We start from the raw sequence: 20,139 nt of genomic DNA, 5'->3' as shown, positions 1-20,139 counted from the left end.
AAGGAACCGAATCATGCGTACTATCCAGCAACTGTTTGACCTGAAGGGCCGTACCGCACTGGTGACCGGCGGATCGCGCGGGCTTGGCCTGCAGATTGCCGAAGCGCTGGGCGAGCAGGGCGCACGCGTGGTGCTGTCCGCGCGCAAGGCAGACGAACTGCAGGCCGCGCAGGCACACCTGAAAGCGCGCGGCATCGAGGCCGACTGGATCGCCGCCGACGGCGCACAGGAAGCCGATATCGCGCGCCTGGCCGACGAAGCTCTGGCGAAGCTCGGCCACATCGACATCCTCGTCAACAACGCCGGCGCCACCTGGGGCGCTCCCGCCGAAGACCACCCGGTCGAGGCCTGGGACAAGGTCATGAACCTGAACATCCGCGGCCTGTTCCTGCTGACGCAGCGCATCGGCAAGCTGTCGATGATCCCGCGCCGCCATGGCCGCATCATCAACGTCGCCTCGATTGCCGGGCTCGCCGGCAACCCGCCGGGGTCGATGGAAACCATTGCCTACAACACCTCCAAGGGGGCCGTGGTCAACTTCACGCGCACGCTGGCCGGCGAGTGGGGCGAGCACAACATCACCGTCAATGCGCTGGCCCCGGGCTTCTTCCCGTCGAAGATGACCAAGGGCTCGCTCGATCGCCTGGGCGTGGACGCCATGTGCGAAGGCGTGCCGCTGCATCGCCTCGGCGACGACGAAGACCTGAAGGGTGCCGCGCTGCTGTTCGCCAGCGACGCGGGCAAGCACATCACCGGCCAGATCCTGGCCGTGGACGGTGGCGTCAGCGCAGTCTGATCGCATGGTCTAATGGCGGGTGGCCGCGCCTGGCGCGGCGCCCGTCTCATTGAACCTGACTAGACCATGACGCAACACAACGGATTCCCGAACCACATCCCCTTCCTGTCCGAGCTTGGCGTGACCTGCAAGCACAGCGAAGGCGGACGCAGCGAGATCGAACTGGCGCTTGAAAAGCGCCACGAGAACAGCTGGGACATGGCCCACGGCGGCGTGCTGATGACGCTGCTCGACGTAGCTATGGCCATTGCCGGCCGTTCGGCCGACACGCAGGGTCGCGGTCTGGTCACGATCGAGATGAAGACCAGTTTCATGGCGCCCGGACGCGGCACGCTCAGCGCGCGTGGCCAGTGCGTCCATCGGACCACGACGATGGCGTTCTGCGAGGCCGAGATCGTCGATGTGGACGGCAAGACCGTGGCGCGCGCCTCGGGCACGTTCAAGTACGTGAAGCGGATCCCTCCGCAGCGTACTGCCGCGGAGGGCGCGGACACCGGCGCCGACGGCTGATCTCCAACGGATCGCAACAAGCGGGGCAGGAGCCGGCGAGAGACCGGCAGGCAGTGCAGCAGTCGAAGTCAACATAACAAGATTGATCGGAGACACGATGCAGAAGACAGCTGGCGCCGCGCGGCGCCTGATTGCCACCCTCAGGCTGCGTGCCCTTGGCGCGCTTGGTGCGGGCGTACTGGCGGCGAACTCGCCGGTGCATGCCCAGGCCAATCCGGCCGTACCGCCTTCTTTCCCGGACGCCGCCGCTACCGACCCCATCACGCTCGGGTGGATGCAGGGTTTCCCGCCGCCGGCCGACAAGCAGATCGGCTTCAATATCTCGAGCAGCCGCTTTCCGCGCCAGCGCTGGAGCTTCTCGCATATGCGCGAGCTGGTGCCGACTGCGGCCGTCTGGCATGGCCGCGCCGGTGTGAGCGCGTTGCCACGCGCGGAGCGCGATATCAGCGCCGTGCCGTTCATGGACGCCGACGGCAGCCGCCGCACGTTTTCCGACATGCTGGCACTGACCTATACCGACGGCATCCTCGTGGTGCACAAGGGCAGGGTGGTCTACGAGCGCTATTTCGGCGCGCTGGACGACCACACGCCGCACCTGGCCATGTCGGTGACCAAGTCTTTCGTCGGCACGCTGGCGGCGGTGCTGGCTGCCGACGGCAAGCTCGACCCGGCCGCTCCGGTCACGCGCTATCTCCCCGAAATGGCTGGCACTGCCTACGGCGATGCCACGGTCCGCCAGGTCATGGACATGACCGTGGGCGTCAAGTATTCGGAAAACTATGCGGACCCGAAGGCGGAAGTCTTCGACTACGCGCGTGCCGGCGGCATGCTGCCGCGCGATGCCGCTTATACCGGGCCGCAGAATTTCTATGACTTCCTGAGGACGCTGCAAAAGGAAGGCGAACACGATCAGGCCTTCGCCTACAAGACCGTGAACGCCGAGGTGCTCGCGTGGATCGTGAAACGCGCATCGGGGCAGTCGCTGGCGAAGCTGCTGTCCGATCGCGTCTGGCAGAAGATGGGCGCCGAGAGCGATGCTTACTTCACCGTCGACAGCATCGGCACCGAATCGGGCGGCGGCGGCCTCAACACCACACTGCGCGACCTCGCGCGCTTCGGCGAAACCATGCGCAACCAGGGCCGCTTCAATGGCCAGCAGGTGATTCCCGCATCGGTCGTCAAGGAAATCAGCGGTGGCGGTGATCGTGCCAAGTTCGCCAAGGCTGGCTATGCCACGCTGCCGGGCTGGAGCTACCGCGACATGTGGTGGGTATCCCACGACGACCACGGCGTCTATGAAGCACGCGGCATTCATGGCCAGCGCATCTATATCGATCCCAAGGCGCAGATGACCATCGTGCGCTACGCCTCGCACCCGATTGCGGCCAACGCCGCCAATGACCCCGTGACCCATCGCGCTTACCGCGCGCTGGCGATGGAGCTGATGAAGCAGTAATCGCGGCACACCCCTCGCCGCGTTTCCCTTTACAAGGATCTGACATGTCCACCAATACGTTCAAGCGCATCGTTCTGGCATCGCGCCCTGAAGGCGCCGTGACGCCGGCCAACTTCCGCCTCGAGGAAGTGCCCGTGCCGGAGCTTGCCGACGGCCAGGTGCTGGTGCGCAACCATTACCTGTCGCTGGACCCGTATATGCGCGGCCGCATGAACGACAGCAAGTCGTACGCCGCGCCGCAGCCGCTCAACGAGGTGATGATCGGCGGCACCGTCGGTGAAGTTGTCGCGAGCAAGAACGGCAAGTACAAGGCCGGCGACAAGGTGGTCGGCATGTTCGGCTGGCAGGAAATGGGCGTGAGCGATGGCACCGGCCTGCAACCGGTCGATACCACGCATATCCCGCTGTCGGCGTATCTTGGCTCGGTCGGCATGCCGGGCGTGACGGCATGGTACGGCCTGAACAAGATCATCCAGCCGAAGGCGGGCCAGACGGTGGTAGTCAGCGCCGCATCGGGCGCGGTCGGCAGCGTGGTCGGGCAACTGGCCAAGCTGGCCGGCTGCCGCGCCGTGGGTTTTGCCGGCGGCAAGGACAAGTGCGACTACGTGGTCAATGAGCTTGGCTTTGACGCGTGTATCGACTACAAGGCCGCCAAGGATTCCAAGGAGCTCTACACGATGCTCAAGGAAGCCACGCCCAATGGCATCGACGGCTACTTCGAGAACGTCGGCGGCGATATCCTCGACGCCGTGCTGACGCGCATGAACGCGTTCGGCCGCATCGCCATGTGCGGCATGATCGCGGGCTATGACGGCCAGCCGCTGCCGCTGAAGAATCCGCAGCTGATCCTCGTGTCACGCCTGACCATCGAAGGCTTCATCGTGTCGGAGCACATGGAGGTATGGCCGCAGGCGCTCAAGGAACTGGGCACGGTCGTCGCGCAGGGCAAGCTCAAGTTCCGCGAATCCGTCGCGCAGGGGCTGGAAAGCGCGCCGGAGGCCTTCATGGGCCTGCTCAAGGGCAAGAACTTCGGCAAGCAGCTGGTGAAACTGGTGTAAGCGCCAGGGCGTAGCCGGCCGGGCCTGGCGCCCGGTTGGCGGACCTGCGCATAACGACTACCACAGGAGACACGCATGAACGCCCCGCAAGCCCATCCCGCAGCCGCCGACGAAATCGGCGCCGGCCTGTCCGAAGAGGTCAAGGCCCGCTACCGCAACCTGCCGCGGCCGCCGCAGTTCGACACGCCCGCGCAGGAACGCCTGCATCGAAAGCAACGCCTTGCCGCGGCATTCCGGCTGTTTTCCAAATTCGGTTTCGACGAAGGCGTCGCCGGCCACATCACCGCGCGCGATCCCGAGCATACCGACACGTTCTGGGTTAATCCGTTCGGTGTGCATTTCAGCCAGGTGAACGTGTCGAACCTGATCCGCTGCGACCATCACGGCAATGTGGTCGAAGGTGACTACCCGGTCAACGCGGCTGCCTTTGCGATCCATTCGCGCGTGCACCAGACCCGTCCGGACGCGGTCGCCGCCGCGCATTCACATAGCACGTACGGCCGTGCGTGGTCCACGCTGGGGCGTCCGCTTGATCCGCTCACGCAGGACGTCTGTGCGTTCTACAACGACCATGCCGTCTACGACGACTTCGGCGGCGTGGTGGTGGAGCTGGACGAGGGCCAGCGCATCGCCAATGCGCTGGGATCGAACAAGGCCGCCATTTTGCAGAACCATGGCCTCCTGACGGTTGGTAATACCGTCGACGAAGCTGCGTGGTGGTTCATCACGATGGAGCGCTCATGCCAGGTGCAATTGCTGGCGGAAGCCGCTGCCGCGCGCACCAGTGCGCCGCTCAAGGTCATCTCCGAGGCGGCCGCGAGCCAGGCTTATTCGATCGTCGGTACCGCGCAGGCAGGCTGGTTCCAGTTCCAGCCGCTGTACGCCCGCATCGTCAAAGAACAGCCCGACCTGCTGGACTGAAGCCATGGCCCCGTTCACCGGCAAGGTGGTACTGATCACGGGCGCGTCGGATGGCATCGGCGCGGAACTCGCCCTGCTGCTGGCGCAGCAGGGCGCCCGACTGGCACTGGCCGCACGCCGGCTGGACATGCTGCACGCGCTGGCCAGCCGCATCCAGTCCATGCGCCCGCATGCCGAGGTCGCGGTTTGGCGCACCGATGTGTCCAACGAAGCGGCCTGCACACGGCTCGTGGCGGACGTTGTTGCGTACTACGGCGGTCTTGACGCGCTGGTCAACAACGCTGGCGTATCCGCGCACGGCTACTTCGAACAGGTGTCCGACTACGGCTACTACGAGACCGTCATGCGCGTGAACTACTTTGGCGCGATGTGGTGCACGCGCGCTGCCTTGCCGCACTTGCGCGCGCGCCGTGGCCTGATGGTGGCGGTATCGAGCCTGGCCGGCAAAGTAGGGGTGCCGGGGCGAACCGCGTACTCGGCCAGCAAGTTCGCACTGGCGGGCTTCTGCGAAGCGCTGCGCTGCGAGCTGCTTGGCAGTGGCGTGGATATCTGCGTGGTGTTTCCGGGCGTGGTCGCGACGGATACGCGCGTCAACGGTTTCGGTCCCAATGGCCGCGCGCTGGGCGAAAGCCGGCTGCGCGAAGACGATGCCATGACTGCGCAGGAATGCGCGCGCCAGATGCTGGCCGCGATGACCGCGCGCAAGCGCGAACTGGTCATGACGGCCAAGGGACGCCTGGGGCAGTGGCTCAAGCTGCTGGCGCCGGCGATGGTGGATCGCATGGCGCTGAAGGCGCTGAAACACGCCGGCCGCTGAGCCGGCCCACGGAAGGTCCAATACGGACCTGCACATGACATGACGAGAGAGGGGACAAAGACATGAAGCAATTCGAAGGCCGAGTGGCCGTCATCACGGGCGGCGCGTCCGGTTTCGGCAAGGAATTCGCACGCATCGGCGCAGGGCTGGGCATGAAGCTGGTGCTCGCCGATGTCCAGCAGGATGCGCTGGATGCAACCGTGGCCGAACTGGAGGGACAAGGCGCGGATGTCATCGGCTTGCGCACCGATGTCTCGCGCGGCGAGCAGGTGCAGGCGCTGGCCGATGCGGCCATGGAGCGCTTCGGACAGGTCAACCTGCTGTTCAACAACGCCGGGGTCGGCGCCGGCGGCTTGTTGTGGGAGAACTCGCTGAAGGACTGGGAGTGGGTCCTTGGCGTGAATCTGTACGGCGTGGTCCATGGCGTACGCATCTTCACGCCGCTGATGCTGGCCGCGGCCGCCAAGGACCCGACGTATCAGGCGCACATCATCAACACGGCGTCGATGGCCGGCATGTTGAGTCCGCCGGCCATGGGCGTGTACAACGTATCGAAGCACGCCGTGGTGACGCTGACCGAAACGCTCTACCAGGACCTGAGCCTGGTCACGGAACAGGTGCGTTGCTCGGTGCTGTGCCCGTACTTCGTGCCGACCGGCATCAACCAGTCGCAGCGCAACCGTCCAGCGGACCTGACCAACGATGCGCCGCCCACGCGCTCGCAGATGGTGTCGCAGGCGCTGACGGACAAGGCAGTCACTTCAGGCAAGGTCACGGCCGAAGACGTGGCGCAGAAGACTTTCGATGCCATCCGCGCGGAAAGCTTCTATATTTATTCGCACCCGCAGGCCCTCGCGCCCGTGCAGCAGCGATTCGAGGACATCATCGGCCAGCGCAATCCCGGCGATCCGTTCGCGGACAAGCCCGAGGTACGCGCAGGACTGGTTGCCGCGCTGCGCGGCTGATCGACGAACCAACCACACGAGGCCCGCGCATGGAGACCGCCATGACCGCCCCCGCCGTCATCCGTCATCTGCAGTTCGCCAACCTGCCCAATGGCACGCGCCTGCACTACGCCAGCGCCGGAGAGCGCGGCAAGCCGCTGATGCTGTTTGTGCATGGATTCCCGGAATTCTGGTTCGAATGGGAAGCCCAGCTCGCCGAATTCGGCCGCACGCATTTCGCGGTCGCCCCGGACTTGCGCGGCTTCAATCTGTCGAGCAAGCCCGAAGCGGTAGAGGCCTACCGCCCGCGCCATATCGTCGAGGATTTGGTTCAGTTCGTCGGCGCGTTGGGTTACGAGCGCTGCATCGTCGTCGCGCATGACTGGGGCGGAGCTGTCTGCTGGAACCTGGCCATTCAGTTTCCGCAACTGGTCGAACAACTGGTCATCATCAATTCACCGCATCCGTACCTGTTCGCGAAGGCGCTGGCCACCGATCCGCAGCAGCAGGCGGCGTCGGCCTATATGAACTGGCTGCGCCGGCCGGGCTCTGAAGCGGTGCTTGCGGCGAACAACTTCGCCATGCTGGAAAGCATGCTTACGGCTGGCGGCGAACAGCCCGCGCCGTGGTTTAGTGGCGAGACGCGCGAGAAGTATCTGGCGGCCTGGGCGCAGCCGGGCGAAGGTAGCGCGCATTCGTTGTCGGGTGGGGTCAACTATTACCGTGCGTCGCCGATGCATCCACCGGGGCCGGGAGAGCCGCCGCCGGATATTTCACGGCTCGACCCCGCTGCGTTTGTTGTGCGCGTGCCGACGTTTGTGATCTGGGGGGAGCGGGATCGGGCGCTGCCCAAGTCGTTGCTGGACGGGCTGGATCAGTTCGTGCCGGATATGAGGTTGGAACGCATTCCGGATGGGACCCATTGGGTGGTGCATGAGGAGCCGGAACTGGTGAATCGGTTGATTCGTAGTGCTTTGAAGTAGGCTGGTGGTTGGAGGGCGCTGCAGATTCGGCGGCGTAGCCGGCGGGGCTTTACGTTCGCGATAGGTCGTCGCTTTTGGCGGGCGCCGCTGTTTCGCCGGCGTAGCCGGCGACCTCCTTTTGTCCGAGCGACAAAAGGAGGCAAAAGCGCGTTTACGTGGTCAACCAAGAGCTCAATGCGATTGAGGCATCAGAGGACCGCCGGACTGCCTGCCGCGTAGATGATTAGGATGGGACAGCGCGTACGAGCGAACCCGGATTACGGAGTGGTCCCTTCTAACAAGGCCTTCACGGGGACGCCTACGGCTGCGCTACGCGCGGCTTAGAGTAAGACCGCGAAGGTCTGACCCGAACCTCGCCTCGGTGACGATGCCTTGGGCGCATTGCATGCGCGTAGAGATAGGAAATCGGGAACTGGAACTCCGGCGCAGGCGACGCTGATGAGCTTGCCCCCAGACGACGACGCGCGCGCAGCGCAGCCGAAGGCGTCCCACCACTGACTTTGTTGAAAGGCTGTACCCGAGTCCGTCTTGGGGATCGTACAAAAGTCGTGCCGCGCCAGGCACAGGTTCTGACTCACATGGCGTAGCAGGGTCGAACGGCCGACCACCATCGCAGGCGTCCAAAGCCGTTTGAACCCCTGCCGCCGTGGAATTGATGGCCAGCGGCAACGACGCGCTTTTCTGCCTACTCTTTTGTCGCTCGGACAAAAGAGTAGGTCGCCGGCTACGCCGGCGAAACAGCAGCGCTAGTGAAGAACGACACCCCATTCCCGACCATAAAACCCCCGCCGGCTACGCCGGCGAAACAGCGGCGCCAGCCAAGAGCGATAACCTCACCCCAACCAGAACCCGCCACCCCCCGTCATGCAAGCCTCTCCCGATACAACCGATAATTCTCATCATCAAAACAAACAAACGTCACCTGCTCAATCCCAGGCGCCGCCGGCAGCGCCTCACGCACCGCCCGAATGGCAATTTCCGCCGCGCGCTCGCGCGGAAAGCCATAGATGCCTGTGCTGATATTCGGAAAGGCCACCGTACGCAGACGATGCTCGGCTGCAAGCCGGATACTGTTGCGGTAAGCGTTTGCCAGTTGCTGATCTTCGTCCCGCGTGCCGCCATGCCACACCGGCCCGACCGCATGGATCACATAAGGCGCCGGCAGCAGCCCGCCGGTGGTGATCACCGCTTCGCCGGTCGGGCAGCCGCCCTGTGCGTCGCGGATGGCCTTGCACGCCGCCATGATCGCGGGGCCGCCCGCACCGTGGATCGCGCCATCCACGCCGCCCCCACCTAGCAGCCCGCTGTTGGCCGCATTGACGACGGCATCGACTTCCATCCGGGTGATGTCTCCATGCACAACCTGCAAGTGTTCACCTGTCATTCGTTGTCTCCCGCAGTGGATGAGTGTCCCGGGCCGGCCAGGGCCAGGCAGGCCTACATGGACGCGTCAAGCATACGCCGATAATCCTCCGCGCTGGCCTCTTTTGGATTGGTCTTGTGGCAGTGGTCGAGCAGGGCGCCCGCGATCACCTTGTCGAACATGTCTTCGGTGACCCCCATCTGGCGCAGGCCGGTCGGCAGCCCCAACCGGGCCGTCATGTCGTGCACGGCCTGTGCGACGTCGGCGCCTTCGGGCAGGTGCATGGCGCGGCGCAGGCGCGCGTAGCGGTCGTCGCGCACCACGGTCGGCGCGTCGGCATTGAAGCGCAGCACGGCCGGCATGACCACGGCGTTGAGCGTGCCGTGGTGCAGGCCGGTCTTGCCATCGATCTTCAGTCCGCCGAGCGGGTGCGACAGCGAATGCACGCAGCCCAGGCCCTTCTGGAACGCCATGGCGCCCTGCATCGACGCGCTCATCATGTTGAGCCTCGCGTCGCGGTCCTTGCCGTCGCGCGTGGCGCGCTCGATGTGGGCCCAGCCCCGCTCCAGGCCATCCAGCGCAATGCCGTCGGCGGGTGGGTTGAAAGCGGGCGCCAGGAAGGTCTCGACGCAATGGGCAATGGCGTCCATGCCGGTCGCGGCGGTCAGGCCCGCGGGCAGTCCGAGCGTGAGTTCCGGGTCGCAGATGGCCGATTTTGGCAACAGGTGCCACGAGTGGAAGCCAAGCTTGCGCCCGTCGTCGAGGATGATGATCGCGCCGCGCGCCACCTCGCTGCCCGTGCCCGATGTGGTCGGTACGGCAATCAGCGGCGCGGCGCGTTCGGTGATCTTCGTGCTGCCGCCTTCGATGGTGGCGTAGGTCGTCAGTTCGCCCGGGTGCGTGGCCAGGATGGCGATGCCCTTGGCGAGGTCGATCGACGAACCGCCGCCCACCGCCACCAGCCCGTCGCAGCCCGCGTCACGGTACTGCTCGGCAGCCTTGCGCACCATGGCCTCGGTCGGGTTCGACGGGGTCTCGTCGAACACCGCCACCGGCAGACCCTGCATCGCATCGATCGCGCGCTGTGCCACGCCAGCCGCGACCACGCCCTTGTCCGTCACCAGCAGCGGGCGGCGGATGCCGATGCGCTCACATTCGGCCTTGAGCAGGCTCACGGCGCCAAAATCGAGATGGATGTGGGTCAGGTAGTAGATAAAGGCCATGGTTCGCTGTCTCCTGCGGCGATCTGCCGCGAATTTTTGCTTTTTGAGAAAAACTGGCCAAGCGGGTGGGATAGGGCGATCATCGCCCAGAAACACCCACTCGCGTGCAGGCATGGGGGTTATTTCGTAATGTCCGCTTCCTGAAACACTGGCATGATACTGAAAACGAACGATCGTTCACAATTCGAACTTCCCCCGACTCACGGGGAAGCCCCGAGTCATCGTGCGGATGCCGGACAGGCGGCCGCCAATGCCGTATCGACACCAGTATCTGCCATGTCTGCCGTAACCTCCGCCTCGTCCGCCGCGCCGGCCAGCCAGTCTGTTGCTGGCATGCCATCCGTGCCGCTCGACCCGCAGGTGGCGGCGCTGCTTGACCTGATCGCACGCGCCAAGCGGCCGCCTATCCATGTGATGGACGTGGAGGACGCCAAGATCGCCTACGAGAAGAGCGCACCCATCCTTGATATCTCGCCGCTGCCCGTGCATGCGGTCGAAGATCTCCACGTCTGCGCGCGCGACGGCCATGGAATTCCGGTGCGCCTGTATGCGCCGCGCGAGGCCAGCTGGGCCGATCCGCTGCCGCTGCTCGTGTACTTTCACGGCGGCGGATTCACGGTCGGGAGCGTCAATTCCCACGACGCGCTGTGCCGCATGCAGGCTACGCATGCCGATTGCATGGTGCTGTCGGTCGACTACCGCCTCGGACCGCAGTGGCGCTTCCCGACGGCGGCCCACGACGCCTTCGACGTACTGCACTGGGTCTTCGAAGAGGCCGCCCGGCTCGGCGCGGATCCGGCGCGTATTGCGCTGGGCGGCGACAGCGCCGGCGGCACGCTTGCCACGGCATGCGCAGTGCACGCGCGCGACAGCGGGTTGGCGCCGGTGCTGCAGTTGCTGATCTATCCCGGCACCTGCGCGCGGCAGGACACGCCGTCGCACCGGGCGTTGGCTGAGGGCTACCTGCTCACGGCAGACATGATCCAGTGGTTCTTCTCGCATTACCTCGATCAGGAATCGAGCCGCGACGACTGGCGCTTTGCCCCGCTCGACGGCGGCGGCACCGGTGCCGATGTGCGCGGCTGCTGTCCGGCATGGATTGCCGTGGCCGGCTACGACCCGCTGCATGACGAAGGCGTGGCCTACGCCGACAAATTGCGCGCGGCGGGAGTGACCGTCGCGCTGGCCGACTATGCTGGCATGATCCACGACTTTTTCAAGATGGGCCGCTTCGTGCCTGCCGTGGCGCAGGCGCATGCCGATGCCGTGGCGGCGCTCCGGACCGCTTTCGGCACCGCGCAGTAGCGCAGGGCGGCGGTACGAACCGCGCCCGAAATCAGATAACTTTCAGCAGTGACTTGCAGCACAAGGAGACATCGTCAAATGCAACGCCGCCAATTCATCGCCCGTGCGGGCCTCGCCGCAGCCACCGCCGCACTGGGTCTTGCCGCCGTGCCCGCGCACGCGCAGGCCGAGAAGTTCCCGCAACGTCCGATCCGCCTTGTCATCGGCTATACGGCAGGCGGCTCCACGGATATCCCGTTCCGCGTGCTGGCCGATAACGCCTCGAAGATCCTCGGCCAGCCCGTCATCGTCGAGAACAAGCCCGGTGCCGGCGGCGTGCTGCCGGCCCAGATGATGCAGACCACGGCGCCCGACGGCTACACGCTGGCGCAGGTGGCCATGCCGGTCTATCGCCTGCCGTACACCACGAAGATCAACTGGGACCCGGTCAAGGACCTGAACTACATCATCAACCTGGCCGGCTACTCGTTCGGCCTGGTGGTGCCGGCGGATTCGCCGATCAAGACCATGCAGGAGTACATCGCCTACGCCAAGGCCAACCCGGGCAAGCTGACCTACGGCTCGCCGGGCAGCATGACCACGCTGCACCTGACCATGGAAGAGCTGGCGATGAAGCAGGGCGTGCAGTTCTCGCACATCCCGTACAAGGGCAATTCGGAATCGATGCAGGCACTGCTCGGCGGCCACGTGATGTCGGTGGCCGACACGCCGGCCTGGGCGCCGTACGTGGAACAGGGCAAGCTGCGCCTGCTGTCCACCTGGGGCGAGAAGCGCTCGGCCCGCTTCCCCAATGTGCCGACGCTGAAGGAGCTCGGCATGGGTATCGTGCAGACCTCGCCGTTCGGCCTGGTCGCGCCGAAGGGCACCGATCCGAAGATCGTGCAGAAGCTGCATGACGCGTTCAAGAAGGCCATGGAAATGCCGAACTACCGCGAATCGCTGGCCAAGTTCGACATGGAGCCGTACTACATGAACAGCGCCCAGTACGCGCAGTTTGCCGCGGACACGGTGAAGAAGGAAAAGGCCATTATCGAGAAGCTGGGCCTGGCCAAGCCGCAATAAGTTCGCAGAGTTTTCCTGCGCCACAGGTCAGGCCGCCACGCTGCCGTCAACAGACGGGGTGGCGGCCTGAATGCCATGTGGAATCCCATTCAACGGAGACAAGCCAGATGGCAAAAGAGGATTTCCGCCACAGCATGCCGCTGCGCGTGCGCTGGGCCGAAGTCGATCCGCAGTCGATCGTTTTCAACGCGCACTATCTGACCTATTGCGATATCTGCGTGACCGAGTACTGGCGCGATGCCGGCATCCGCTATCCGGAGGACGTGCTGCACGCCCATGGCGTCGACATCTTCGTAGTCAAGTCGACCCTGGAATACCATGCGTCGGCGCGCTTTGACGATGTGCTCGATATCCGCGGCCGCATGGCGCGGATGGGGCGCTCCAGCATGCTGTTCCGCGTGGAGATGTACCGCGGCGACGAACACCTGATCACGGGCGAGATCGTCTATGTGTGCGCGAATCCGGAGTCGAAGACGTCGGCGCCGATTCCGGGGCCGGTGCGGGAGACTATCGAGGCGTATGAGGTGGTGAAGCCGGCGGGGTGATATCGACCGCCGGCCGATCTATCCCGCTGGTTTGCTCCCCTCTCCCGCTTGCGGGAGAGGGGCTGGGGGTGAGGGCAGGCGTGTGCCTCGCGACAAATGGTGCAAGGCGGCGACGCACTGGCCCTCTCCCTAACCCTCTCCCGCAAGCGGGAGAGGGGACTGTCGTCGGAAGATGCGAAGGCGCTGGCAGTAGCAAAGCTTCACAGCTTACTTCGCCAACCCCGCATCTTCCATATACGCCCGAATCACCTCATCAAAGCTCGCATCGCTCTGGAAGCCGAGCGACACCGCACGCTCCGCATTCCACGCCGCCGGCCACGTGCCGACGATCTTCTCGATGCGTTCTTCGCGTTGCCACGTGACACGGTCCGCCACGGCATCGCCCGCGACACGGCGCAGTGCCTCCACCATGCCTGCCGCCGTCACGGACAGTCCCGGCAGATTCACCACGCGGCGATTGCCGAGCCTCTCTCCGTCGAGCTCGATGCCATTGACCAGCGCTGCGATTGCCGCGCGCGGCGACAGCAGCCACAACGGCGTATCCGCTGCCACCGGGCAATTGGCTTCCACGCCCGACAGCGGTTCACGAATGATGCCGCTCGCGAACGACGAGGCCGCCGCATTGGGCTTGCCGGGCCGCACGCTGATGGTCGGCAGGCGCAGCACTCGGCCATCGACAAAGCCGCGCCGGCTGTAGTCGGACAGCAGCAATTCGCCGATGGCCTTCTGCACGCCGTACGACGATTGCGGGTTCAGCGCGGTATCGTCCTGCACCACGGGCGGCAGTTCGCCGCCATAGACCGCGACCGAACTCGTGAACAGCACGCGTGGCTTGTGGCCGAGCTGGCGGCACGTTTCGAGCAGCGCGCGCGAAGCGTCGAGGTTCACGCGCATGCCGAGCTCGAAGTCGGCTTCGGCCTGGCCCGACACCACGGCGGCAAGATGGAAGATGGCGCCGGTATCGGCGTCGATGGCCTGCGCAAGCACGGCAGGGTCCGACAGGTCGCCGGTCACCACGCGAACACGCGCGTCATCGAGGCCTTGCGGCGCCACGACGTCGAGCAGCGTCAGGCGATCGAAGCCGACTGCCTTGCCGTCAAGGTTAAGGGTGCCGCGCTGCAAGAGCAGGCGCGCCAGTTGCAGGCCGAGGAAGCCGGCGCCGCCGGTAATCAGTACATTCATGGCAATGCTTCTCAGAAGGTTCAGCGCTTCAGGTAAGGCTTGATCCAGCCCAGGCCGGCCGAGGTGCCGGCACGCGGCCGGTATTCGCAGCCGATCCAGCCCTGGTAGCCGAGGGCGTCGATCGCATCGAACAGGTAGGGGTAGTTCAGTTCGCCGATATCCGGCTCATGCCGTTCCGGCACGCCGGCGATCTGGATATGGCCGACGCCGGCGAAGTCGCGCTGCAGCTTCTTCGTGACATCGCCCTCGACGATCTGGCAGTGGTAGCAGTCGAACTGCACCTTCAGGTTAGCGGCGCCCACTTCCTTGCAGATGGCTTGGCCGTCGTCCTGTCGGTTCAGGAAATAGCCGGGCATGTCGCGCGTGTTGATCGGCTCGATCAGCACCGTGATGCCTTGCGCGGCAGCGGCCTTGGCCGCGTGGGCCAGATTTTCCAGATAGGTGGCACGGCAGCGCGCGCGGTCGACATCGGCAGGGAGCAGGCCGGCCATCACGTGGACGCGGTCGTTGCCGATCACGCCGGCGTATTCGAGTGCACGGCCGAAGGCCTCGCCGAACTCGGCTTCGCGGCCGGGCAGGGCGGCGATGCCGCGCTCGCCTGCGGCCCAGTCACCCGGCGGCGCATTGAACAGCGCCTGCACGAGGCCATTGGCGTCGAGACGCGCGCGCAGTTCGGCGGCCGGGTGTTCGTACGGGAACAGGTACTCGACGGCCTGGAAGCCGTCCGCCGCGGCGGCGGCAAAGCGGTCCAGGAAGTCGTGTTCCGTGTACATCATTGAAAGGTTGGCGGCAAAACGCGGCATGGTTGGATTCCGGTTGTAAGTCTTGAATGCGGGCCGGTTAGCGGTTGACCAGCTTGGCAGGCGTGAGCCACACAAGCGCCGCGCCGACGACCAGGATCGCCGACAGCACATACATGGGCAGCTGCGTGCTGTGGGTCATGTCCTTCAGCGCACCGATCATGTACGGCGATACGAAGCCGGCCAGGTTGCCCACCGAGTTGACCACTGCAATGCCCGAGGCCGCAGCGATGCCTGACAGGAACGAAGTCGGCAGCGACCAGAACAGCGGCGCGCAGGTCAGTACGCCGGCGGCAGCCACGGACAGCGCGGCGATGGCCACGGTCGTATTGTCGGTAAACGAAGCCGCAATCGCAAAGCCCACGGCACCCATCAGCGCGGGCACGATCAGGTGCCAGCGGCGCTCGCGGCGGGCGTCGGCGCTGTGGCCGAGGATGTTCATCACCACGATCGCGCACAGGAACGGGATTGCCGACAGCAGGCCGATGTTGAAGTTGCCCGTCACGCCGCTCGCCTTGACCAGCGTGGGCATCCAGAACGTCAGCGCGTACTGGCCGGTGACGAAGCAGAAGTAGATCAGGCACATCCACCAGACGCGGCTGTCGCTGAATACGGCGCCCAGCGAATGGCCATGCGCCGCGCCGGAGGCGGCGCCCGCGTTCTTCTGGTCTTCGTCGATATTTCGCTTGAGCACGCGTTTCTCGTCGGCGTCGAGCCACGGCGCCTTGTCGATGCCATCGCGCAGCACGAAGACCGTTACCACGCCGATCACGAATGCGGGCAGTGCTTCGATCACGAACATCCATTGCCAGCCGCGCAGGCCATGGGTGTCGTTGAACGCGTCCATGATCCAGCCCGACAGGGGGTTACCGAACATGCCGGCCACGGGAATGCCCGACATGAACAGCGCGATCATCTTCGCGCGGCGGTTGGCCGGGTACCAGTAGGTCAGGTACAGGATCACGCCGGGGTAGAAGCCCGCTTCGGCCAGGCCGAGCAGGAAGCGCATCACGTAGAACTGCGTCGGCGTCTGCACGAACATGAACAGCGCCGAGATGATGCCCCACGTGATCATGATGCGCGCAATCCAGATGCGCGCGCCGAGCTTGTGCATCAGCAGGTTGCTGGGCACCTCGAACAGGAAGTAGCCGATGAAGAAGAGACCGGCGCCAAGGCCGAACACGGTCTCGGAGAAGGCCAGGTCCTGGCCCATCTGCAGCTTGGCGAAGCCGACGTTGACGCGATCGAGATATGCAACCACGTAGCACAGCATCAGGAACGGCATGATGCGCCAGAACACCTTGTTGTAGGCGCGCTTTTCGACCTGGGCGTCGGCGTCGAGCCGGGCATTGGCGCCCAGGCCGTCGTAGGCGGGCACACTGGCCGCGGGTTGGTTGGGATTCACTGTGGTCTCCGGTTCGGGTTTCGAGGGCGCGAGTGTTCTCCGCGCGGCAGCCGGGTGGCTGCTGCGCACGGGTCGCGTCTGTATCAGTGGGGTACTACTGCGATGGTCTACCAGCGGGCCTGGAAGGTCTCCCGTAGTTCAGCCAGTGCGCTCTCGCCGAGCGCGGCGCGGGCCGCAAAGCCCGGCACGTCCTTCATCATCATCCAGAGCTTCGCGGTCTCTTCCAGCTCTTCGAGCGCGAATGCCGCGCGCGAGACGCTGGATTCCCACACCACTGGGCCCAGCCGCTCCAGCATCACGCCGCGCACCTTCGCGGCAAGCGTGGCGACACGCGCCGCCACGGCCGGATCGCCGGGTCGGTGGTACGGAATCATCGGGATATGGCCGACCTTCATCACGTAGTAAGGCGTGAGCGGGGGCACGATATCGTCGGGCTGCCATACGCCGGCCAGCGTCAGGGCGACCAGGTGCGTCGAGTGCGTGTGGACGACCGCCTTCGCTTCGGCGTTGTTGTCGTAGATGGCACGGTGCAGCGTCAGCGTCTTCGATGGCTTGTCGCCAGACACCCAGCTACCGTCGCTGGACACCTTCGACACGGCAGCCGGATCCATCATGCCGAGGCAGGCATCGGTCGGCGTGATCAGCCAGCCGTCATCGAGACGAGCACTGATATTGCCGGCCGAGCCGACCGTATAGCCACGCTGGTAGAGGCTCGCCCCGATGCGGCAGATCTCTTCGCGCAGCTTGCTTTCCGTGCTCATCACTGGCCTCCGAGTTGCGCGAGCGCTTCGGCGAAGAAGTCCTCGCCGCCGAAATTGCCCGATTTCAACGCGAGCGCGAGCGGCTGCGCATCGAGCGTGACAGTGGCGGGGACGCCAGGTGCGATCTGTTCGCCGATACGCAATGCGCGTACGCCAAGCGCCTGAACAACGGCGCCGGAGGTCTCGCCACCGGCAACGACAAAGCGGCGCGTGCTGCGTGCGAGCAGGCCTGCTGCGATGCCAGCCAGCGCTTGTTCGACCAGATGGCCGGCGCGTTCCACACCGAGCTCGGCCTGCACGGACTTGACCTCGTCCGGGCTGCTGGTCGCGTAGATCAGCACTGCCTCATCGTGGTTCGCGGCAAAAGCCAGCGCGGCTTCCACAACGGCTTCGCCGCGTGCGAGCGCGAGCGGATCAATGCGCAGGGCAGGTCGGCCCTGTTCGAGCCAGCGTGCCACCTGTCCGTTCGTCGCGCGCGAGGCGCTGCCGGCCAATACCACGCCGTGGCCGTCGACATGCGGTACGGACGCGGCATCGCCGCGCTGTGGCAGCAGTCCCGCGCGGCGGAAGTTTTCGGGCAGGCCGAGTGCGATGCCCGACCCGCCAGTGATCAGCGGCAGGTTCGCGCAGGCTTCGCCAAGCGTGAACAGGTCGGCGTCGGATACGGCGTCGGCAATTGCAAGGCGAATGCCATCGGTGCGCAGCGCTTCGATGCGCTCTGTTGTGGCAGCGGGACCCCGCGCAACAGCGTCATAGCGCAGCAGACCGACCTTCGCTTTGCTTTGCCGTTGCAGCACGCGCACAAGGTTGGCGTCGCGCATCGGCGTGAGCGGATGGTTCTCCATGCCCGATTCGTTCAGCAACCCATCGCCGACGAACAGATGGCCGCGGAAGATCGTGCGACCGTTCTCGGGGAAGGCCGGGCAGGCGATCGTGAAGTCGCTGTCGAGTGCCGCGAGCAGGGCTTCGGCGACGGGGCCGATATTGCCGGCGTCGGTCGAATCGAAGGTCGAGCAGTACTTGAAAACGAATTGCCGGCAGCCCTGTGCGCGCAGCCATTCGAGTGCGGCCAGCGATTGCGACACGGCGTCGGCGGCGGGAATGGTGCGCGACTTCAGTGCGACCACGATTGCGTCGGCCTCGCCGACGTCCCCCACGGCATTGATGTCCGGCACACCGATGGTTTGCACGGTGCGCATGCCGTTGCGCACGAGCGTGTTGGCCAGGTCGGTGGCGCCGGTGAAGTCGTCAGCGATGCAGCCCAGCAGCGGGCGGTTCTGTTCCTGGATGGCGGTCATGATGCGCTGCGCCTCACTCTGCCTTGGCCGGCAGTTCGATGCCGGGGAAGATCTTGATCACGGCGGAATCGTCTTCGCCGCCGTGGCCGGCGGTGGAGGCCATCATGAACATCTGGTGCGCGGCAGCGGACAGCGGCAGCGGGAACTTGCTGGTGCGCGCAGTGTCGAGCACCATGCCGAGGTCCTTGACGAAGATATCGACGGCGGACAGCGGCGTGTAGTCACCCGACAGGATATGCGGCACGCGGTTCTCGAACATCCACGAATTGCCGGCGCTGTGCGTGATGACGTCGTACAGCGCATCGGGGTCCACGCCTTCGCGCAGGCCCAGCGCCATCGCCTCGGCCGCGGCGGCGATATGCACGCCTGCCAGAAGCTGGTTGATGATCTTGACCTTGGAGCCGGCACCATGCGCGTTGCCCAGGCGGTAGACCTTGCCGGAGATCGCGGCCAGCACGTCTTCGGCCAGCGAATACGCTTCGGCGGGGCCCGATGTCATCATGGTCATCTCGCCGCTGGCCGCGCGTGCGGCGCCCCCGGACACCGGGGCATCGAGCAGCAGGATGCCTTGCTCGCCCAGGCGTCGGCCAAGCGCTTCGGCAAACGAAGGCGGCACGGTCGCGCTCGCGATCACCAGCGTGCCGGGGCGCATCGTCGTGGCGGCTCCCTCGGCGCCGAACAGCACGGCCTCGGTCTGCTGGGCGTTGACCACGAGCGTGACCACGACATCGCAGCGGCTGCCCAGTTCGGCAGGGCTTGCGCACGGCACGCCGCCGGCGTCGGCAAAGCGCTGCAGCACGTCGGGCCGCAGGTCGCAGGCGTGCACGGTAAAGCCGGCACGCAGCAGCGACTGCGCAACACCGTTGCCCATGGCGCCAAGGCCGATTACGCCGATATTCCGGGACATAGAAAACTCCTGATGCAGGTAAGGCAGGTCAATCGATAGGGTGGTGTCGGCTTAGCTGGCCGCGCCGGGACGCTCGTCGTCCGCTTCATCCTGGCCGAGCTGGGACAGGCGGCGGGCGGCGTTGTACATGTGGTTCTGCGCGGCATTGCGCGCGGCCAGCGCGTCGCCGGCGCGGATCGCGGCGACGATGGCCTGGTGTTCCTCGCGCACCTGGCGCGTGAAGTCGGCGCGGCGCGCTTCGTTGGTCCGCGTCACGCGCGTGGCGGCTTCCAGGTACTGGCTCAGAAACTCCAGCGTTTTCAGGAAATACGGGTTGCCCGTGGCTGCCGCAATCGCGCGGTGGAACGCCACGTCGGCCGCGACACCGTCGCCGCCTTCGGCCACTTCCGCGTCAAGGCGGGCCAGCGCGGTGTCGATCGCCGTCATGGTCGCATCGGTACGGCGACGTGCCGCCTGCGCGGCCACTTCGGCTTCGATAGCGCGGCGCAGTTCGACGATCTGCAGCACCGAATCGAGCGTGCCGGTGTCGGTGTAGTCGATACGCAGCGGGCGGATGCCGGCCTGTTCGGTCACGAACACGCCGCTGCCCTGGCGCGACTCGACCACGCCTTCGTACTTGAGCCGCGAGATGGCTTCACGGATCACGGTGCGGCTGACGCCGAATTCTTCGGACAGTACGGCTTCGGTCGGCAGCTTGTCGCCCCGTGCGAAAGCGCCGTTCTGGATCTTGTCGAGCAGTTGCTCGGCGACGTTGTCGGTCAAGGCGCGGGCAGGTACTTTCTGGAACACGGCGTCATCGGGTT

The 20,139-nt window shown here is 65.6% G+C and carries 20 protein-coding genes; 11 read left to right on the top strand and 9 right to left on the bottom strand.

Features of this window, described 5'->3' with window-relative positions; genetic code table 11:
- Window positions 1-13: 13 nt before the first annotated feature.
- The 8 genes from KHO41_RS09150 to KHO41_RS09115 all read left to right on the top strand — a co-directional run bounded on the left by KHO41_RS09150 (window position 14) and on the right by KHO41_RS09115 (window position 7,485).
- Complete coding sequence (locus tag KHO41_RS09150) at window positions 14-796, top strand: SDR family oxidoreductase (RefSeq protein WP_211952973.1); 783 nt, start codon at window positions 14-16, stop codon at window positions 794-796.
- A 66-nt stretch (window positions 797-862) separates the two neighbouring features.
- Window positions 863-1,306 (top strand): PaaI family thioesterase, encoded by a 444-nt coding sequence (locus KHO41_RS09145; protein WP_211952972.1) that lies wholly within the window; start codon window positions 863-865, stop codon window positions 1,304-1,306.
- Between the two features lie 97 nt (window positions 1,307-1,403).
- A complete protein-coding gene (locus tag KHO41_RS09140; protein ID WP_211952971.1) occupies window positions 1,404-2,762 on the top strand; it encodes a serine hydrolase domain-containing protein in 1,359 nt (452 codons plus the stop codon).
- A 44-nt stretch (window positions 2,763-2,806) separates the two neighbouring features.
- The gene (locus KHO41_RS09135; protein ID WP_211952970.1) at window positions 2,807-3,820 is read left to right on the top strand and encodes an NADP-dependent oxidoreductase; all 1,014 of its coding nucleotides are present in this window, start codon (window positions 2,807-2,809) and stop codon (window positions 3,818-3,820) included.
- Window positions 3,821-3,895: 75 nt separating this feature from the next.
- Window positions 3,896-4,741, top strand: coding sequence for a class II aldolase/adducin family protein (locus KHO41_RS09130; protein ID WP_211952969.1), 846 nt, complete (start codon window positions 3,896-3,898; stop codon window positions 4,739-4,741).
- A 4-nt stretch (window positions 4,742-4,745) separates the two neighbouring features.
- The gene (locus KHO41_RS09125; protein ID WP_211952968.1) at window positions 4,746-5,558 is read left to right on the top strand and encodes an SDR family oxidoreductase; all 813 of its coding nucleotides are present in this window, start codon (window positions 4,746-4,748) and stop codon (window positions 5,556-5,558) included.
- Between the two features lie 62 nt (window positions 5,559-5,620).
- Window positions 5,621-6,523 (top strand): SDR family oxidoreductase, encoded by a 903-nt coding sequence (locus KHO41_RS09120; RefSeq protein ID WP_211952967.1) that lies wholly within the window; start codon window positions 5,621-5,623, stop codon window positions 6,521-6,523.
- Between the two features lie 29 nt (window positions 6,524-6,552).
- A complete protein-coding gene (locus KHO41_RS09115; RefSeq protein WP_211952966.1) occupies window positions 6,553-7,485 on the top strand; it encodes an alpha/beta fold hydrolase in 933 nt (310 codons plus the stop codon).
- Window positions 7,486-8,347: 862 nt separating this feature from the next.
- Here KHO41_RS09115 and KHO41_RS09110 read toward each other — a convergent pair.
- Together KHO41_RS09110 and KHO41_RS09105 are read right to left on the bottom strand one after the other, a co-directional pair.
- The gene (locus KHO41_RS09110) at window positions 8,348-8,869 is read right to left on the bottom strand and encodes an O-acetyl-ADP-ribose deacetylase (protein WP_211952965.1); all 522 of its coding nucleotides are present in this window, start codon (window positions 8,867-8,869) and stop codon (window positions 8,348-8,350) included.
- A 53-nt stretch (window positions 8,870-8,922) separates the two neighbouring features.
- Complete coding sequence (locus KHO41_RS09105; protein WP_211952964.1) at window positions 8,923-10,071, bottom strand: iron-containing alcohol dehydrogenase; 1,149 nt, start codon at window positions 10,069-10,071, stop codon at window positions 8,923-8,925.
- A gap of 276 nt (window positions 10,072-10,347) precedes the next feature.
- On the opposite strand from KHO41_RS09105, the gene KHO41_RS09100 reads away from it, so the two are divergent.
- The 3 genes from KHO41_RS09100 to KHO41_RS09090 all read left to right on the top strand — a co-directional run bounded on the left by KHO41_RS09100 (window position 10,348) and on the right by KHO41_RS09090 (window position 12,983).
- On the top strand, window positions 10,348-11,376 hold the full coding sequence (locus tag KHO41_RS09100) for an alpha/beta hydrolase (RefSeq protein ID WP_211952963.1): 1,029 nt from the start codon (window positions 10,348-10,350) through the stop codon (window positions 11,374-11,376).
- A gap of 78 nt (window positions 11,377-11,454) precedes the next feature.
- A complete protein-coding gene (locus tag KHO41_RS09095; protein ID WP_211952962.1) occupies window positions 11,455-12,438 on the top strand; it encodes a tripartite tricarboxylate transporter substrate binding protein in 984 nt (327 codons plus the stop codon).
- A 107-nt stretch (window positions 12,439-12,545) separates the two neighbouring features.
- On the top strand, window positions 12,546-12,983 hold the full coding sequence (locus KHO41_RS09090; RefSeq protein ID WP_211952961.1) for a YbgC/FadM family acyl-CoA thioesterase: 438 nt from the start codon (window positions 12,546-12,548) through the stop codon (window positions 12,981-12,983).
- 207 nt (window positions 12,984-13,190) lie between these two features.
- Here KHO41_RS09090 and denD read toward each other — a convergent pair whose 3' ends face one another.
- The 7 genes from denD to KHO41_RS09055 form a co-directional block, all read right to left on the bottom strand.
- Window positions 13,191-14,165: a D-erythronate dehydrogenase gene (gene denD, locus KHO41_RS09085; protein ID WP_211952960.1), complete on the bottom strand. Its 975-nt coding sequence runs from the start codon at window positions 14,163-14,165 to the stop codon at window positions 13,191-13,193.
- Window positions 14,166-14,185: 20 nt separating this feature from the next.
- Entirely contained in the window at window positions 14,186-14,968 is a 783-nt protein-coding gene (gene otnI / locus KHO41_RS09080) for a 2-oxo-tetronate isomerase (RefSeq protein WP_211952959.1), read from the bottom strand.
- Between the two features lie 37 nt (window positions 14,969-15,005).
- Window positions 15,006-16,370 carry an MFS transporter gene (locus KHO41_RS09075; RefSeq protein ID WP_211952958.1) on the bottom strand — a complete coding sequence of 455 codons (1,365 nt, stop codon included), beginning with the start codon at window positions 16,368-16,370 and terminating at the stop codon, window positions 15,006-15,008.
- 107 nt (window positions 16,371-16,477) lie between these two features.
- A complete protein-coding gene (gene otnC / locus KHO41_RS09070; protein ID WP_211952957.1) occupies window positions 16,478-17,131 on the bottom strand; it encodes a 3-oxo-tetronate 4-phosphate decarboxylase in 654 nt (217 codons plus the stop codon).
- Complete coding sequence (gene otnK, locus KHO41_RS09065) at window positions 17,131-18,429, bottom strand: 3-oxo-tetronate kinase (protein WP_211952956.1); 1,299 nt, start codon at window positions 18,427-18,429, stop codon at window positions 17,131-17,133. Before otnK ends, otnC begins: the two co-directional genes overlap by 1 nt.
- A gap of 13 nt (window positions 18,430-18,442) precedes the next feature.
- Window positions 18,443-19,336 carry an L-threonate dehydrogenase gene (gene ltnD, locus KHO41_RS09060; protein ID WP_211952955.1) on the bottom strand — a complete coding sequence of 298 codons (894 nt, stop codon included), beginning with the start codon at window positions 19,334-19,336 and terminating at the stop codon, window positions 18,443-18,445.
- Window positions 19,337-19,387: 51 nt separating this feature from the next.
- A complete protein-coding gene (locus KHO41_RS09055; protein ID WP_211952954.1) occupies window positions 19,388-20,125 on the bottom strand; it encodes a FadR/GntR family transcriptional regulator in 738 nt (245 codons plus the stop codon).
- Between the last annotated feature and the right edge of the window lie 14 nt (window positions 20,126-20,139).

It is taken from the genome of Cupriavidus numazuensis (assembly GCF_905397435.1).
Taxonomy (GTDB): Bacteria; Pseudomonadota; Gammaproteobacteria; order Burkholderiales; family Burkholderiaceae; genus Cupriavidus; species Cupriavidus numazuensis.
This window is presented reverse-complemented; position numbering and strand designations above follow the sequence as displayed.

Excerpts from the sequence above, each read along its gene's own strand:
- KHO41_RS09150 (WP_211952973.1), top strand. The coding sequence starts at position 14 with ATGCGTACTATCCAGCAACTGTTTGACCTGAAGGGCCGTACCGCACTG.
- KHO41_RS09145 (WP_211952972.1), top strand. The coding sequence starts at position 863 with ATGACGCAACACAACGGATTCCCGAACCACATCCCCTTCCTGTCCGAG.
- KHO41_RS09140 (WP_211952971.1), top strand. The coding sequence starts at position 1,404 with ATGCAGAAGACAGCTGGCGCCGCGCGGCGCCTGATTGCCACCCTCAGG.
- KHO41_RS09135 (WP_211952970.1), top strand. The coding sequence starts at position 2,807 with ATGTCCACCAATACGTTCAAGCGCATCGTTCTGGCATCGCGCCCTGAA.
- KHO41_RS09130 (WP_211952969.1), top strand. The coding sequence starts at position 3,896 with ATGAACGCCCCGCAAGCCCATCCCGCAGCCGCCGACGAAATCGGCGCC.
- KHO41_RS09125 (WP_211952968.1), top strand. The coding sequence starts at position 4,746 with ATGGCCCCGTTCACCGGCAAGGTGGTACTGATCACGGGCGCGTCGGAT.
- KHO41_RS09120 (WP_211952967.1), top strand. The coding sequence starts at position 5,621 with ATGAAGCAATTCGAAGGCCGAGTGGCCGTCATCACGGGCGGCGCGTCC.
- KHO41_RS09115 (WP_211952966.1), top strand. The coding sequence starts at position 6,553 with ATGGAGACCGCCATGACCGCCCCCGCCGTCATCCGTCATCTGCAGTTC.
- KHO41_RS09110 (WP_211952965.1), bottom strand. The coding sequence starts at position 8,869 with ATGACAGGTGAACACTTGCAGGTTGTGCATGGAGACATCACCCGGATG.
- KHO41_RS09105 (WP_211952964.1), bottom strand. The coding sequence starts at position 10,071 with ATGGCCTTTATCTACTACCTGACCCACATCCATCTCGATTTTGGCGCC.
- KHO41_RS09100 (WP_211952963.1), top strand. The coding sequence starts at position 10,348 with ATGTCTGCCGTAACCTCCGCCTCGTCCGCCGCGCCGGCCAGCCAGTCT.
- KHO41_RS09095 (WP_211952962.1), top strand. The coding sequence starts at position 11,455 with ATGCAACGCCGCCAATTCATCGCCCGTGCGGGCCTCGCCGCAGCCACC.
- KHO41_RS09090 (WP_211952961.1), top strand. The coding sequence starts at position 12,546 with ATGGCAAAAGAGGATTTCCGCCACAGCATGCCGCTGCGCGTGCGCTGG.
- denD (WP_211952960.1), bottom strand. The coding sequence starts at position 14,165 with ATGAATGTACTGATTACCGGCGGCGCCGGCTTCCTCGGCCTGCAACTG.
- otnI (WP_211952959.1), bottom strand. The coding sequence starts at position 14,968 with ATGCCGCGTTTTGCCGCCAACCTTTCAATGATGTACACGGAACACGAC.
- otnC (WP_211952957.1), bottom strand. The coding sequence starts at position 17,131 with ATGAGCACGGAAAGCAAGCTGCGCGAAGAGATCTGCCGCATCGGGGCG.
- otnK (WP_211952956.1), bottom strand. The coding sequence starts at position 18,429 with ATGACCGCCATCCAGGAACAGAACCGCCCGCTGCTGGGCTGCATCGCT.
- ltnD (WP_211952955.1), bottom strand. The coding sequence starts at position 19,336 with ATGTCCCGGAATATCGGCGTAATCGGCCTTGGCGCCATGGGCAACGGT.